Source organism: Peribacillus sp. V2I11 (assembly GCF_030817135.1).
GTDB lineage: Bacteria > Bacillota > Bacilli > Bacillales > DSM-1321 > Peribacillus > Peribacillus simplex.
Window position 1 is genome coordinate 2706498 of record NZ_JAUSYW010000001.1, and the last position, 15461, is coordinate 2721958.

General features: G+C 42.7%; 13 protein-coding genes and 1 pseudogene. 13 read left to right on the forward strand and 1 reads right to left on the reverse strand.

Annotated features, from left to right (window positions below):
• Window positions 1–22: 22 nt before the first annotated feature.
• The 13 genes and pseudogenes from QFZ73_RS13030 (at window position 23) to QFZ73_RS13090 (ending at window position 13296) form a co-directional block, all read left to right on the forward strand.
• Window positions 23–1045 (forward strand): tripartite tricarboxylate transporter substrate binding protein, encoded by a 1023-nt coding sequence (locus tag QFZ73_RS13030; RefSeq protein WP_307266658.1) that lies wholly within the window; start codon window positions 23–25, stop codon window positions 1043–1045.
• Window positions 1046–1102: 57 nt separating this feature from the next.
• Window positions 1103–1558 (forward strand): tripartite tricarboxylate transporter TctB family protein, encoded by a 456-nt coding sequence (locus tag QFZ73_RS13035; RefSeq protein WP_251426655.1) that lies wholly within the window; start codon window positions 1103–1105, stop codon window positions 1556–1558.
• Window positions 1559–1576: 18 nt separating this feature from the next.
• The gene (locus QFZ73_RS13040) at window positions 1577–3103 is read left to right on the forward strand and encodes a tripartite tricarboxylate transporter permease (protein ID WP_251426653.1); all 1527 of its coding nucleotides are present in this window, start codon (window positions 1577–1579) and stop codon (window positions 3101–3103) included.
• Between the two features lie 79 nt (window positions 3104–3182).
• Window positions 3183–4814 (forward strand): ATP-binding protein, encoded by a 1632-nt coding sequence (locus tag QFZ73_RS13045; protein ID WP_251426651.1) that lies wholly within the window; start codon window positions 3183–3185, stop codon window positions 4812–4814.
• The gene (locus QFZ73_RS13050; protein ID WP_251426649.1) at window positions 4771–5478 is read left to right on the forward strand and encodes a response regulator; all 708 of its coding nucleotides are present in this window, start codon (window positions 4771–4773) and stop codon (window positions 5476–5478) included. Before QFZ73_RS13045 ends, QFZ73_RS13050 begins: the two co-directional genes overlap by 44 nt.
• Window positions 5479–5787: 309 nt before the next feature.
• Complete coding sequence (desA, locus tag QFZ73_RS13055) at window positions 5788–6840, forward strand: Delta(5) desaturase DesA (protein WP_307266663.1); 1053 nt, start codon at window positions 5788–5790, stop codon at window positions 6838–6840.
• A gap of 94 nt (window positions 6841–6934) precedes the next feature.
• Window positions 6935–8056, forward strand: a complete 1122-nt coding sequence (locus QFZ73_RS13060) for a sensor histidine kinase (protein ID WP_251426646.1) — start codon at window positions 6935–6937, stop codon at window positions 8054–8056.
• Between the two features lie 12 nt (window positions 8057–8068).
• Window positions 8069–8678: pseudogene (locus QFZ73_RS13065) on the forward strand (response regulator).
• Between the two features lie 120 nt (window positions 8679–8798).
• Window positions 8799–9320, forward strand: coding sequence for a peptide-methionine (S)-S-oxide reductase MsrA (gene msrA, locus QFZ73_RS13070; RefSeq protein WP_251426644.1), 522 nt, complete (start codon window positions 8799–8801; stop codon window positions 9318–9320).
• Window positions 9321–9838: 518 nt separating this feature from the next.
• Window positions 9839–10534, forward strand: coding sequence for a response regulator transcription factor (locus QFZ73_RS13075; protein ID WP_251426642.1), 696 nt, complete (start codon window positions 9839–9841; stop codon window positions 10532–10534).
• Window positions 10531–11886: a sensor histidine kinase gene (locus tag QFZ73_RS13080; protein WP_307266666.1), complete on the forward strand. Its 1356-nt coding sequence runs from the start codon at window positions 10531–10533 to the stop codon at window positions 11884–11886. Before QFZ73_RS13075 ends, QFZ73_RS13080 begins: the two co-directional genes overlap by 4 nt.
• 65 nt (window positions 11887–11951) lie before the next feature.
• The gene (locus QFZ73_RS13085; protein WP_307266668.1) at window positions 11952–12497 is read left to right on the forward strand and encodes a PepSY domain-containing protein; all 546 of its coding nucleotides are present in this window, start codon (window positions 11952–11954) and stop codon (window positions 12495–12497) included.
• Window positions 12498–12813: 316 nt separating this feature from the next.
• Window positions 12814–13296, forward strand: coding sequence for a tetratricopeptide repeat protein (locus QFZ73_RS13090; RefSeq protein ID WP_251426639.1), 483 nt, complete (start codon window positions 12814–12816; stop codon window positions 13294–13296).
• 215 nt (window positions 13297–13511) lie between these two features.
• Here QFZ73_RS13090 and shc read toward each other — a convergent pair whose 3' ends face one another.
• Window positions 13512–15407: a squalene--hopene cyclase gene (gene shc / locus QFZ73_RS13095; protein ID WP_307266671.1), complete on the reverse strand. Its 1896-nt coding sequence runs from the start codon at window positions 15405–15407 to the stop codon at window positions 13512–13514.
• Between the last annotated feature and the right edge of the window lie 54 nt (window positions 15408–15461).

Consider the following 15461-nt stretch of genomic DNA (forward strand, 5'->3'; position numbering starts at 1 on the left):
CGCTTTCAAAAGGGGGATTATCATGTTTTCTCGTAAAAAGATTTCAGCGGTACTATTGGCAGGTTCGTTAGCTTTAAGTTTAGGTGCATGCAGCAGTTCGGATACATCAGGAGAAAAGAAAGAAAGTACAGGTTATCCGAAAAAAGCCATAACGATCGTAGCTCCTTCGGGCGCAGGCGGTGGATGGGATTTAACCGCCCGTTCATTTACAAAGGTCTTGGGTGAGACGAAACTGGTGAACCAGCCATTGACCGTCGAAAACAAACCAGGTGGCGGGGGCGCTGTTTTCATGGCGGATTATGCAACACAGCAAGCGGATAACAATGACATGCTGTTAGTGAATTCACCGCCTGTCATCATCAATAACCTTAAAAAAGAAGGCAACAGTCCTTATGGATATAAAAATACGACTCCTTTGGCGCAGCTGACAAAAGATTATGGGGCGATAGTGGTAAAGGCGGATTCTGAATTCAAGGATTTGAAATCAGTGCTGGAAGCGGTGAAGAAAGACCCGCGTAAGTTGACCTTTGCAGGAGGATCGGCTCCGGGATCCATGGATCATTTGATTTCCATTCTGCCAGCCTATGAATATGGCTTGAATCCAACTGAACTTAAGTACGTTTCATACGACGGTGGCGGGGAGGCGATTACGGCATTGCTTGGCGGAAATGCAGATGTGATCGGAACGGATGCATCCAGTGTCAGGGAATTTTTAAAAGCAGGAAAGATTAGAGTATTGGCCGTAACCTCGACTGAACGTTTGGGTGGTGATCTAAAGGACATTCCGACGGCAAAGGAACAGGGTGTTGATGCTGAATTCACGATTTGGAGAGGCGTTTTTGGACCTCAAAATATGTCTGATGAAGCCAAAACCTTTTGGGACGGAACCATTGCAAAGCTAGTTGAAACTTCTGAATGGAAAAAGGAAGTGGAAGTACAAGGATGGGAACAAGAATATAAAAATAGTGAAGAATTCAGCAAGTTTTTAGAAGAACAGGAGAAACAGGTGCAGCAATTATTAGAAGCTTTAGGGATGGAAAAATAATCGAGAAGAAGGAGGTGCTTTCACCTTCTTTTTATTTTCTGAAATGGAGGGATTATGATGGATGTTAAATTTGACCGCTTTGCATCTGTAGCCTTTCTGGCTGTCGGAGTGCTGTTTATGATAGGAAGCAGGAAACTGGCCAGTTCTTCTTATGGAAGTTCGGTAGGACCGGACATATTCCCTTTTGTATTGGGGCTCGTTCTTGCTGTTTTAAGTATTCGCCTATTCTATGAGGCATTTCGGAGCAAGGTGCAGGAATCGGGTAAGGAAAAGCTTGAATATAAGCCCTTTATCATCATTCTGCTCTCCACCTTGATTTATATTTTGACATTGGAAACGATAGGATATGTCATTACGACCTTTCTCTTTTTGTTTGTTTGCTTTCAAACGATGGAACGGAATAAGTGGGTGACCTCGCTCATCATTTCCGCAGGATTTTCCGGGATCATCTATTATTTATTCGTGAATGTTTTAAAGGGGACACTGCCGGGGTGGCCAATCTGGTTTTCATAAAAGGAAGGGGGATGTGAAGTGGGCACTTTTGATTATTTAATTCATGGGTTTGAAACGGCACTAACCTGGTATAACATACTTTTTGCATTTGTCGGAGTATTGATCGGTACGGCTGTCGGCGTTTTGCCGGGGATCGGCCCGATGAGCGGTGTGGCTCTTTTAATTCCGGTAACCGCTTCGATTACTGGGGGACTTCCACCAGAGCAAGCGGCAACAAGCGCCATCATTTTACTTGCAGGTGTTTATTATGGAGCGATGTACGGAGGATCGACAACTTCAATCCTATTGAATACACCTGGCGAATCTTCTTCTGTCGTCACCACATTGGATGGTTACCAAATGGCGAAGAAGGGAAGAGCCGGCAGTGCATTATCCATTTCGGCAATCGGTTCCTTCGTCGGAGGGATCGTCACCCTTATCGCCATGATTGCCTTGGCTCAGCCATTATCGACGATTGCCATTAAATTCGGTCCGGCTGAGTATTTTTCGCTCATGCTTCTAGGGTTGGCGGCAGTCAGCGGCCTCGCGGGAAAATCCGTAACCAAGGCACTGATCATGACGGTTTGCGGTTTGTTGATCGGGACGATAGGCATTGATAATGTATCCGGGATCGCCCGTTTTACATTCGACATTCCTTGGCTGTATCAAGGGGTCGAATTCCTGACGATCGCAGTCGGTCTATTCGCCCTTGGAGAAGTATTCAAGACAATCTTGGAAAAAGACGAGGATGATGGGGAAATTGCAAAGATCAATAATTTGATTCCTTCCAAAGAAGAATTCAAGGAATCTGCGGGGCCCATTGCGAGGGGGTCGCTCTTAGGTTTCTTTATAGGAATCCTGCCGGGTGCAGGGGCTACTCTTGCGTCTTTCTTCTCATACCTTATGGAAAAACGGATTTCAAAAAAACCCGGGAGATTTGGTACAGGGGCGATCGCTGGAGTGGCTGGTCCTGAAACGGCCAATAACGCGGCTTCTGGCGGAGCGATGATTCCATTATTGACGCTGGGAATTCCGGGTTCCGGTACAACGGCGATTTTAATGGGTGCGCTCATGATGTACAATGTTCAGCCAGGTCCATTATTATTCGAGGACCATCCTCAGGTGGCTTGGGGACTTATCGCCAGTATGTTCATCGGGAATCTTATGCTTCTCATCCTTAATCTCCCGCTCGTTAAGGTATTTGCGAAAATCATAGAAACGCCAAAGAAATATTTGATTCCGATCATTATCGCGATTTCCATTTTTGGCGTTTATGCGGTACAAGTATCTACTTATGATTTATTGCTATTACTGGGATGCGGGGTCTTGGGATATTTCTTAAGTAAAAATGATTATCCAATCGCCCCGTTGGTATTAGGACTGGTTTTAGGACCGATGATAGAAAATAATATGCGCAGGGCCCTGACGATATCCGATGGTGATTACAGTTTGTTTTTCACTCGGCCGCTTTCCCTGACATTCCTGATCATAACGGCATTATGGCTGCTCATTCCGGTTTTACTTAAGAAGAGAGGGAAGGATGTTGTCATCAATATTGAAGGTTAACCATCATTTTCTGAATGTTGTGAAAAAACCCCTTTTTTAAAGGGGTTTTTTTTTATATGATGTAAGTAGAGGTGATTGAATGCGTTTACACACCAAGTTGATGCTGGGCATCTGTACGTTAATCATCTTAATGGGTGGAATCTTTGAAGTTATTTTCATAAATATCCTGGAAAATAACCTGAAGCAGGAAACAGGGGAAAAAGCATTGTCGGTTGCCCAGACCATTTCTTTGCTGCCTGAAATTAAACAAGCTTTTCGAACGGATAATCCTTCTGTAATCATTCAGCCCATCGCGGAAAGAATTCGCAGGCAGATCGATGCGGAATTCATAGTAATAGGAGATGAGAATGAAACACGGCTGTCCCATCCAGATCCCAACTTGATAGGGAAGAAAATGGTAGGGGGGGATAACGCCGAGGTTTGGGATGGGAAATCCATCATCACGGAGTCCACTGGGACATTGGGACCTTCCATTAGGGGAAAATCCCCGATAATCGAAAATGAAAAAGTCATTGGTGTAGTCTCCGTTGGCTACCTTCAGGATGATATTGAAAAAGAATTGTCCAGTATACAAAGAAAGATAGTCTGGATCATCTCTTTTATATTAATCGGCGGATTATTGATAGCCTTTTTCATTTCATTCAATATAAAAAAGGCGATTTTGGGTCTGGAGCCGAAAGAAATCGCCTGGATGTTTCAAGAGAAGCATGCCATTTTGGAATCCATTCATGAAGGCATCATTGCCATTGATGTTCACGGGAAAATCACGGTCGTCAATGAAACGGCGCATAAAATCCTTCATATCCCTAAAGACGTCATGCTTCGCGGGCAAAAAATCGAAGAAGTCATAACGCATACACATTTGCTTGATGTAGTCAGCACGGCACGGGCCGAGTATGATCAGGAATTCATGATTGATGGTGAAGTTTTTTTGGCAAGCCGGATCCCCATTTTGAATGGACAGGGTGAAATCATCGGTGCAGTTGCAAGTTTGAGAAATAAATCGGAATTAGCCAATCTCCTTCAAGAACTGTCACATGTAAAGGCATATGCAGAAGGGCTGAGGGCCCAGACACATGAATATTCGAATCGGCTCTATACTCTGCTAGGTTTGATTCAACTCGGTTTATATAAAGAAGCAATGGATTTCATATCGAAAGAAGTGGATGTCACCCAAGGCTTCATTCACTTTCTAATGAAGGAAGTACCTGATCCGATCATTGCTGGGTTCATCTTAGGTAAGGTAAGTTTAGCCAGCGAGCTGAAAATTGATTTTACAATTGATAGAGAAAGCAGTTTTAAAGATATTCCGTCCGAAATAGATCGGGATTTATTAGTGACGATCATCGGCAACCTCATCAATAATGCCTTCGAGGCAGTAAGGGAAAACGAAAGGGAGGAAAAAAGGGTATCGTTGTTCGTCACGGACTTGGGTAAAGAGTTGATCATAGAGGTTGAAGATAATGGTAAAGGGATGAATTCAGATGTTACCGAACTGATTTTCCAGAACGGTTTTACGACGAAAAGCCATCAAACCAATTCAGGTATAGGTTTGAGCCTTGTTCAGGAAGCGATTGGTGGATTAGGTGGATATATCACTTTTTCGACGAAAGAAGGAGAATATACGATTTTTACTGTTGCCATACCAAAAAACAGAGGGGGATTAAATGATGGCCACTCGCGATATAGAAGTATTAATCGTAGAAGATGACCTGCGGATTGCCGAGATACAAAAGCTATTCATCGAAAAGCTTGAGGGGTTTCAAACGATCGGGATCGCGTCAGGCTATGACGAGGCTAAAAGCTTCATTGAAATCATGCAGCCGGATCTATTGCTGCTCGATATGTATTTTCCGGATATGAATGGGCTTGATATCCTGAAAGAAATCAAGCAGCAAAGCAAACAAATGGATGTCATTATGATAACGGCGGCTAAAGAAATCGAAAAAGTCCAGGAAGCCATCAAAATCGGCATATTTGATTATATTATCAAGCCTGTCGCATTTGAACGATTCAAGCAGTCCTTACACCGATATCAAGAGTATCACATTAAACTGTCTGAATTGGAAAAGGGCAATTTTCCAGTAACGCAGCAACAGGTGGATAAGCTTTTGCGAAAGGAAATGAAAGAAAAGGAGAGGGAACAAACTTCACTGCCAAAAGGGATCGATCGGATGACTTTGGAGAAGGTGATGGTTGTGTTGGGGAAATCCTCCCCGGGGTTAACAGCCGAAATAGTGGCAAAGGAGATCGGGGTGAGCAGGACAACGGCAAGGCGTTATCTGGAGCACTTGATGTCAGAGGAAAAAATTGATGCCGATTTAACATATGGCACGGTAGGACGTCCAGAACGGGTTTATGCGATCAAGTTATAAATGGGTTCGCCAAAACGGCGGATCTTTTTTTATTGATCGAATAAATGTCAGGCATTTTTCTTGGAAACAGTTTGATTGGAATTCATCGTTTTTTTGAAGTGTAAAAATGACGAAAGAGGAAAAAATACGTGTGGAAAGTGTTGAAGCGGACAAGTATATGACAAGTGTCATGGCAGGGAATTGACGTTTATGACTATAGAAAATCGGTTATTGTTCCTATACTTAAAGAAGAGATGCGGCCAAAGTTTTTCGAAATATGGAACCAATCCATTTAAACACTCCATTCCTATATATTATGAGGAGGAAATCATGAGTAATCATAATCAAAAACAATTGAGAAAAGATATTGCCCCCTTTGAAAAATCCAATACTAAATCAAGTGTGAAACAGCTTATAAATACATTTCCGCCATTTTTCATGTTTTGGTTTTTAGCTTATCAAAGCTTAACCATTTCATACTGGCTGACCCTTGCATTGGCCGTCCTGGCTTCAGGATTCGTAGTCAGGATTTTCATCATTTTCCATGATTGCTGTCATCAATCGTTTTTCAAAAGCAGGAAAGCGAATGGCATCCTGGGTACAATCAGTGGAATCGTTACATTATTTCCGTATGAGCAATGGAAGCATAGCCATTCCATACATCATGCAACAAGCAGTAATTTAAACAAACGCGGTACAGGAGATATTTGGATCATGACCGTTGATGAATATATCGCCGCTTCATTCTGGGGGCGTCTGGCTTACCGTTTATATAGAAATCCGATCGTCATGTTTGGATTAGGTCCATTTTATCTATTTCTTGTATCGAACCGTCTGAATAAAAAAGGCGCTAAAAAGAAAGAACGGATGAATACGTATTTGACAAATGCAGCAATCGTGGCAATTTATGGTCTTTTATGCTTGGCTATTGGATGGCAGGCATTCCTGATGATTCAGGTACCGATGCTTTTTGTAACGGGATCACTTGGCATCTGGCTGTTTTATGTACAGCATCAGTTCGAAGATTCTTATTTCGAAGAGGAATCGGAATGGGATTACGTGAAGGCTGCCATTGATGGAAGTTCTTATTATAAACTTCCAAAGGTTTTGCAATGGGTAACCGGTAATATCGGTTTCCACCACGTGCATCATCTTAGTCCAAGAGTGCCAAACTATAATCTGGAAAAAGTCCATGATTCCACCCTGCCTTTGCAGCAGGCAACGACAATCACCCTTAGTTCAAGTTTAAAATCGCTTCGCTTCCGCCTTTATGATGGAGAAAACAAGGCGTTTGTAAGTTTTAAAGAGATTAAGGAACGTCTGAATGAAACAAAATCAAAGGTGGAAATCAATAATAAACGTCCAAGTCTTCAAGAAAAATAAATAGTTCATCAAAAAACCATTCAATTTCCATTGGGTGGTTTTTTGATGAAACTCCTTAGTATATACTAGGGTAAAAAGAAATAGAGGCGGCGCCATGCAAAGTTGGTATCATATCTTTCCGAAGAACACAGGGCTGAGCCCTTATGTCTGGATCATTTTTTGTATCCTACCTTTTTATTTCATTTTCAAATCTTCTTCGATGTTGGAGATTGTCTTTGGAATCGTCATGATCATTTTGTTTTTCATATCATATGGTCTCTCATTCGTTTCGAAGGGATGGCCCGTATACGTATGGACGGCGATACAAATAGTCATATCCATATCCATGACCATATTTTTTAGCTACATTTACTTTTCGCTTTTTTTAGCATTCTTTATTGGGAATGTTCAAAATAAGGTTGGTTTTTTCGTATTATATTCGATCCAGCTATTGGCTACCATCGTGTCTGTCAATATTGGTTTCATCATGAAAGACCCTACTTTCTTTTCGCAATTTCCCTTTATGCTCATTTGTGTGGTAGGCGTGATCCTGCTCCCATTCAACACATATAATCGGAATAAACGGGGCAGGCTGGAAGAACAATTGGAGGACGCACATAAAAGAATATCAGAGCTTGGCAAAATGGAAGAACGTCAGCGGATTGCCCGTGACTTACATGACACACTTGGACAAAAACTGTCTTTGATTGGCTTGAAAAGTGACCTTGCAGGGAAATTGATCGATTTAAATCCGGATTCGGCCAAGAAGGAAATCAAGGATATCCGTCAAACGGCGAGGACGGCACTCAAGGAAGTACGTGAAATGGTGTCGGAAATGCGCGGGGCAAAGCTTAGCGATGAAATCATCCGGGTCAAGCAAATATTGAAAGCGGCAGAGATAGAATTCAATTTGGAAGGCACCACGGAATTGCAAGATACCCCTTTGCTTGTTGAAACGGTTTTAAGCATGTGCTTGAAAGAAGCCGTCACCAATATCGTCAAACATAGCGGTGCCGACTGCTGTAATATCGTCATCGAAGAATTACAAACAGGGGTGACGATCACAGTACAGGATAATGGAGTGGGGCTTTCACATAGATCAGAGTTTTTTAAAGGCAATGGGCTTCAAGGAATGAAAGAAAGGCTCGAATTCGTTAATGGCAGCCTGGATATTAAATCAACAGATGGAATGACACTTTATATAAGGGTTCCGAATGCTATAAAAAATAATGGATAGGAGGGATTAACATTGATTCGAATCGTAATTGCCGAAGACCAGCGGATGCTGCTTGGCGCATTAGGTTCCATCCTTGATTTGGAAAGTGATATGGAAGTTGTAGGAAAAGCGAGCAATGGGGAAGAAGCAATGAATCTCGTCAATCAATTAAAGCCGGATATCTGTATAACCGATATTGAAATGCCAGTTAAAACTGGGCTTGATGTAGCTGAGGAGATCAAGGATCAGGGCCACCAATGCAAAGTCATCATTTTGACCACTTTTGCACGTCCTGGGTATTTTGAAAGAGCCAGAAAGGCAGAGGTAGGTGGATATCTGCTGAAAGATAGCCCAAGTGATGAACTTGCGAACTCGATCCGTGTCATCATGGATGGTCGGCGCATTTATGCTCCTGAGCTGGTGGATATGGCTTTCGAAGAAGAAAACCCCTTTGACTGAACGAGAGTGCCAAGTGCTCAAATTGATAGCGGATGGTAAGACCACAAAGGAAATCGCAAGCCAGCTTTATTTGACTAACGGAACGGTCCGTAATTATATATCGGTCATCCTTGATAAATTGGATGTAAGCAACCGCGTCGAAGCTATTGTAAGATTCAAGGAAAAGGGCTGGTCAAAAGATTGATCAAAGGGTAAATCCCTTTTGGCGCATGTAATGGCGGCTTCGCAAATCAAAAAAGCACAGTGTCAGGATAGGAATATGGTATATTAATTTTTATTACATACAGGGAAGGGGATGATCATTATGCAAAAGGCTACATTTGCTGGAGGCTGTTTTTGGTGCATGGTGACACCATTTGAAGAACAACCGGGGATTGGGGGGATCGTATCCGGTTATACGGGAGGACATGTTGAAAACCCGACTTACGAGGAAGTGAAGACGGGAACTACGGGGCATTATGAAGTCGTGGAAATCACTTTCGATCCTCAGTTATTTCCTTATGAAAGATTGCTGGAACTATATTGGCAGCAAATTGATCCAACCGACGATGGCGGTCAATTCCATGACAGGGGCAGTCAATATCGGACAGCCATCTTCTATCATGATGAAGCTCAAGAGAAGCTGGCTCTTGAGGCGAAAGGAAATGTAGCGGCCAGCGGGAAATTCCAGAGACCCATCGTAACGGAAATCCTTCCGGCCCAAACCTTTTATCCTGCCGAAGAATACCATCAAGGCTATCATAAAAAAAACAAAGATGATTATAAAGCGGACCGTGCGAAATCGGGACGCGATGAATTCATTGACCTGCATTGGAGCGGTGAATGAAATGGATCATTATTAAACGTTCCGGTTGATTTCAGAAAAATCCGCTCCCTTTCCGCAAGCTGCTGTGGGGTCCCGGCGAGCCAGTTATTCGGCAGGAGTGTCGCAAATTTCTTCAAACTAGAGAGGGCTTCATCCCATATGACACAGTAAAAACTATGGAGTAAGACTAAGTCTCGTTTTAAAATCAAGGTAAAAATTCTCATTCGGGATGAGACCGTTCCGAACCCCATTTTGTAGAGACTATGGAAATATTCCATAGTCTTTTTATTATGGTTAGCCATTGATACTTATGCTTATTATTTAGCTATGGGGAAATTTTTTATGATTGGGAGGAATCTGTGTATGGTGTCTGTAAAGACCCTCTTGGACTTTTTACATCGGGTCTTTTTTATGACCTTTTAAAGGCATGATATAGAAAAAATATAGTCATTTTTTCATGGGATTTTTATGCGGAGTGTTCAATTTCTCATGATATTTTCATATTTCTTCAGTACACTAAGGGGTAGGTGGTGATAATCATGAATAAAAGAATTTTAATAATAGAAGATGAAGAAAAAATTGCGAGGGTTCTCCAGCTGGAACTTAATCATGAGGGTTATCAAACAGAATCGGCTTTTACCGGAAAGACAGGGCTGGAAAGGGCAGAAGCCGAAGAGTGGGATTTAATCTTATTGGATGTGATGCTGCCCGAGTTGAATGGCATAGAAGTACTTAGGCGTTACCGGAAAAAGAATGGATCGACACCGGTCATCCTTCTAACCGCAAGGGATGCTGTGCCAGACAAGGTGAATGGCCTGGACCATGGTGCGAATGATTATGTAACGAAACCGTTTGAAATTGAAGAGCTGCTGGCACGGATCCGTGCTTGTTTTCGTTCCAATGTACGGGAGAGCCAATCAGAAGGGGAAGTGGATGAACTAAAGATCCATGATCTGAAGTTGAACCTTGGAACAAGGGACATTCACAGGCAAGGCAAAAGGATTGAGCTGACCTCCCGCGAGTTCGATTTGCTGGTTTATCTTTTGCAAAATAAAAATCAAGTACTTTCGAGGGAGCAAATCCTGACCCATGTATGGGGATATGATTTTGCAGGGGATACGAATGTGGTTGATGTGTATATCCGTTATTTACGCAAGAAAATAGATTATCCCTTTGAGTTGCAGCTCATACATACTTATCGCGGTGTAGGTTACAGCATGAAGGAGCAAGTATGAAGATTCGGACGAAAATCCAATTGTATTCCAGTCTTTTTTTAAGCGTCATGCTTATATTGTTGAGTATCATCGTTTTAATCGCCTTTCTTTGGATATCGGTGGAGAGGGAACGGGATTTGCTTGAAGACCAAGCTTCATTAATTGAAGAAAATATCCTGACGAAAGATTTGATTTCCAGTGATTCCGATTTAATGGAGCCGTATATCCCGGACGATGGAATGGTGAGGATATTCGACACTCATGGAAGGTTGGTAAAAACATTTACGGATGAAGAGGACCTTAAGGGGCTTGCGGTTAAAGCCATTAACGAGAACGGATATGATTTTACCAAAGCTGACGGGGAATATGTATTGACCTACCGTTACCCTTATCCTGATGAAGGGAAGAAGCTAGGGATGATCGAGGTCACACAGCCGCAGGATACCCTCTTTGATAATTTATCGACGCTTGCCCTCGTTTTAGGCGGTGCATCCCTTTTTGTCATTCTTTTATCCATTCTTGCCGGTAAGTGGATGGCCAATCTAATTCTCAAACCCATATCGATCATGAGCGGAACGATGAAGGATATTGAGAAAAGCGGGGAATTCAAACGGATACCGCTATCGGATCAATCAAAGGACGAGCTGCAGGTGATGGGAGTGGCATTTAACAGGATGATAGAAAGGCTGGAGCGGAATTATAACCAACAGCAGCAATTCCTTTCAGATGCTTCACATGAATTGAAAACACCTATTACGGTCATTGAAAGCTACTCCTCTCTATTGAAACGCTGGGGAATGAAGGATGAGGCGATTCAGGAAGAGGCGGTGGAGGCAATCCATCATGAAGCCGTCCGAATGAAAAAACTGACGGAACATCTACTGCAGTCAGCTTCCCGAACGGAACCTTCAGCAGACGTAGAAGGGAAAATAGAACTTATTTCGTTTTGTGAAGGGATTGCCCAAACATTCAGAAGGACGGGGAATCGTGAAATAACGATAGAATCAGAGTTTAAGGAAATATATGCAATGGCCATTTCCAGTAAACTTGAACAGGTGATTGTCATCCTATTGGACAATGCAATGAAATACAGTGAATCTAGTATACAGATCATGATAAAACGGCAGGCCGATGAAATTCACATCGGTGTGAAAGATCACGGCGCAGGGATATCACCAGAACATCTCCCTCATGTATTTGAACGTTTTTATCGCGTGGATTCATCGAGGGCAAGGAAAACGGGAGGCAATGGACTCGGGCTTTCCATCGCCCGGACGCTTGTCGGGTCATTCGACGGTAAATTGGAGATTCAAAGCGAAGTGGGAGAGGGAACGTTGGTGACTCTTATTCTTTCTCATCAAATTCTAATCTAACGCTCATGTTCGTTTCATGAAGGGTGCTTATTATTAAGGTAACAACTTAAAGGAGGAATTCATTCATGAAAAAACGGTGGAGTGCGATAAAAGAAGGTATCATTCAAAGGAAAAAGGTAATCATGACGGTGTCCATGGCTTCCGTATTGCTTTTCGGCGGTGCTGCTGGAACGGCGGTATATGCAGTCAATAAGGGGAACCTATCCGAGGATGAGGCTGTCAAAATGATTTCAGAAAAACTAGGCGGGGAAGTTACTCAATTTGAAAAGGATTGGGACCAGCCGATGACCTATGAGATGACCGTTAAAACGAAAGAAGGCTATCAAGACGTTGACGTTGATGCTGAAAAAGGAGAGATTCTTTCTCAGGAGATGGAAGACGGTGACGATGAGGATATGAGTACACAAGCGGTGGAAGCTGCAAAAATCAGCAGTGATCAAGCTGAAAAGATTGCCTTGAAAGCGGTGGATGGCCAAGTGACGGATGCTGAGCTGGATTCGGAGAATGGCACCCTTGTGTACGAGCTGGAAATAAAACAAGGACTAAAGGAATATGATGTAGTGGTAGATGCCACCACGGGAAAAATATTGAAAAACCAGTTGGATGATTAATCAATATGACATGTCGATAGTAATCTGTGATATATGAATGATCTTGATCTTAACCTTAAGTGTATGTTAAGGATTTGCCAAGTGGCAGATCCTTTTTTAAAATTGCCAAGACAGTTAGGGAGTGAAGTTTCCTCATCCTTAAAAACATGCATAAACTAATTGAAATTCCGCCCATTAAATCACCTCCAGTAACAGCATTTTAGTTCCTGCCTGTGTTTGGAGAGGGTGCTTAGAGATATAAATGATTAAGAAGGAATTAAAAAGAGGAATCGCGAATAGGGGCAATAAGGAATCTTATTGAATGGAGGAAAATGCAATGGGAAATTTAGAAGAGGCACTGTCATTAAGAGGGAAGAAAGAATTCGAAAAATCCAATCGGTTATTGATGGATCTGGCAAAGGAAAATCCCATGGATGCAGTCATCCAGTACCAGTGTGCCTGGAGTTTGGATATTCTCGGGCTCGAGGTAAAGGCTGTGCCCTATTATGAAGCGGCACTCAAATTAGGTTTGCCGGAGGAGGATGCAAAAGGGGCCTACCTAGGGTTGGGGAGCACATATCGCACCATAGGGGAGTATGAAAAATCAAGACAGACATTGGAATCCGGGCTGGCGAAGTTTCCTGAGGATAAGGCTTTATTGGTCTTCAGGGCCATGTCATTTTATAATCTGGGCCAACATGATCTTGCAATGGAATCTCTATTGAAGATAATAGCCGAAACCTCTAAGGATCGAGAAATACAATCTTATGCGAATGCCATAGAATTTTATAGTGATAAACTTGATAAAGTTTTCACATAATAGTGATCATCCCCAACCTATCCACAAATCCTGTATAAAACTAGTCATTCTTACATATTCGAAATGAATTAATCAACAACTTTTCTTGCATTTAGCACTTTACGGATAAATGAATGTGGATAACCTCGGATTGTGGATAACTTTCCGGTGTTATTCACTACTTTTCCACAGGTAATCCACATATTCACCTTTATATGATAAAAAAACACTGGCGATTAAGTCATCAGGAATTTATTATTGTAATGACTTAAGGTTAAAAGTGGATAAATATAGCGGTAGCTATGATAATGGATATACAAAAAATCTGCCATTCCCTGGCCTGCAGGATAATCATTGGTCCAGCTTTCTTGTTGACCTGCACGGATGAGATAGGCAATGCCTTTTTCGATTTCGGCTGTCGGCTTATCGGATGCCGATATCAACGCATCCACAGCCCAAGCAGTATGTGTCAGTGTACTTGCTCCGAGGGGGATATATCGTTGCTTGATATCACTGTAACAAGATTCACCCCAGCCACCATCTTCATTTTGAATTTTCTTCAACCAAGTTAAGGCTTTTTGGATGGATGGATGTCCAGTGGCTTGCCCTGATGCCTTCATGCCGGTCAGTGCAGACCATGTGCCATATAGATAGCAGATGCCCCAGCGCCCATACCAGGATCCGTCATGCTTCTGGTCTTCCAATAGCCAATCCACCGCTCTTTTACTGACTTCTTCCGGCTTCTTCATATTTGTATAGTTCCCCAGGAATTCAAGCGTTCTTCCTGTCAGATCAGCGGTAGAAGGGTCAGTCAGGAGATATTTCGAACCCTCTATAGGAAGGAGGTGCAGCCATTTATGGTCGTTATTCCGTTCGAAGGCTGGAAATCCACCATCATCATTTTGCATGGATATCGTGAAGGAGACACCGCGCTGCCAGCTGTCCCGAATATCCGGTTTTGCTTGCAGTTGCTTAGCCAGCGCCCGCAGTGAGGCAGTCGTATCATCGACATCCGGATTCATGGTATTGAAATCCGAGAACCCCCAGCCGCCTGGAATCGCGTTAGGATTATGGATCAGCCAATCTCCATACATATAATGCTGGCGTGACAGTAAGTACTGATTTGCGGCCTTAACCATTGGGTCTTTGGAAGGTATGCCCGCTTCTTGAAGGGCGTAGCTTATTAAGGAGGTATTCCAAACATGGGGCGTTGTGAATTGGATATGTGTGTGTCCCTCAATGGAGCAGGCCATTCCCTTCAGACCGGCAATTGCCTTTAGAATCACTGGATCCTTTTTCGAATATCCAATTGAAAGGAGGGCAAAGATCATGAAAAAGGTAGAACCGAAGTAATTGTACAGTGTCCCGTCTGGCTCCAGCCTGTCGAGCATGAACCTTTTCGTTGAATCCAAGGCTAAGGAATGCAAATAATCCGGATAACCAATCAAAGTTTTGACGCCTGTTTGAAGTTTGGAGAAGAAGGAACGATATTCTTCGGTACGATACTCTTCCCACCTATGCTCTTCGGAACGGTCCTCCCTCATTAGAAATAAATCTTTTAAACTTGGAGTGTCCAGGGTCTTGAGCTGAAACTTTTTATGGCCAAGCAATAGCAATGGAATCATGTTGACCCGCCCATATACGGAAAGATCATAAATGCTGACGAAAAAGGTTGGAGGCAGTAAGACCACTTCGAGAGGAATGGGAAATAGCCGCGGCCATTGATATTGTCCGGTGACAGTAAGCATCATTTTCGTTAACATCTTGGCCTGTTTGATGCCACCCTTGGAAAGAATGAATTGTTTGGCTTTCCTCATATGGGGATCGTGCTTATTGCGGAGTCCGCTAAAAAGAAGGCCATAGTAAGCCTCGATAGTAACCGTAACATTGCCGTCCTTCTCGTCTTGGAAAAGTTTCCATGAACCGTTTTCCGTTTGCTTGCTTTCGATTCTTTTTACTAAAGCCTCTATAAGAGGAGCATCTTCCATATCTAAAATTTTCAATAAAATAATCATATAGGCATCTGCCGTTATCCCGGTCTCAAAGGGATAATCCCACGAACCATCAGCGGATTGGTCTTGTTTCAAGCGATGAACAAGGCGGTTGATTTCCAATTGTACATGTTGGTTCAAAGACTTTCCTCCTCTAAAAACACTTTTTCCGTTTATATGTATATTCAAAACTTG

What these genes read in the sequence shown, in the direction of transcription:
- QFZ73_RS13030 (WP_307266658.1), top strand. Translation starts at nt 23, where the DNA reads ATGTTTTCTCGTAAAAAGATTTCAGCGGTACTATTGGCAGGTTCGTTA.
- QFZ73_RS13035 (WP_251426655.1), top strand. Translation starts at nt 1,103, where the DNA reads ATGGATGTTAAATTTGACCGCTTTGCATCTGTAGCCTTTCTGGCTGTC.
- QFZ73_RS13045 (WP_251426651.1), top strand. Translation starts at nt 3,183, where the DNA reads ATGCGTTTACACACCAAGTTGATGCTGGGCATCTGTACGTTAATCATC.
- QFZ73_RS13050 (WP_251426649.1), top strand. Translation starts at nt 4,771, where the DNA reads ATGATGGCCACTCGCGATATAGAAGTATTAATCGTAGAAGATGACCTG.
- desA (WP_307266663.1), top strand. Translation starts at nt 5,788, where the DNA reads ATGAGTAATCATAATCAAAAACAATTGAGAAAAGATATTGCCCCCTTT.
- QFZ73_RS13060 (WP_251426646.1), top strand. Translation starts at nt 6,935, where the DNA reads ATGCAAAGTTGGTATCATATCTTTCCGAAGAACACAGGGCTGAGCCCT.
- msrA (WP_251426644.1), top strand. Translation starts at nt 8,799, where the DNA reads ATGCAAAAGGCTACATTTGCTGGAGGCTGTTTTTGGTGCATGGTGACA.
- QFZ73_RS13075 (WP_251426642.1), top strand. Translation starts at nt 9,839, where the DNA reads ATGAATAAAAGAATTTTAATAATAGAAGATGAAGAAAAAATTGCGAGG.
- QFZ73_RS13080 (WP_307266666.1), top strand. Translation starts at nt 10,531, where the DNA reads ATGAAGATTCGGACGAAAATCCAATTGTATTCCAGTCTTTTTTTAAGC.
- QFZ73_RS13085 (WP_307266668.1), top strand. Translation starts at nt 11,952, where the DNA reads ATGAAAAAACGGTGGAGTGCGATAAAAGAAGGTATCATTCAAAGGAAA.
- QFZ73_RS13090 (WP_251426639.1), top strand. Translation starts at nt 12,814, where the DNA reads ATGGGAAATTTAGAAGAGGCACTGTCATTAAGAGGGAAGAAAGAATTC.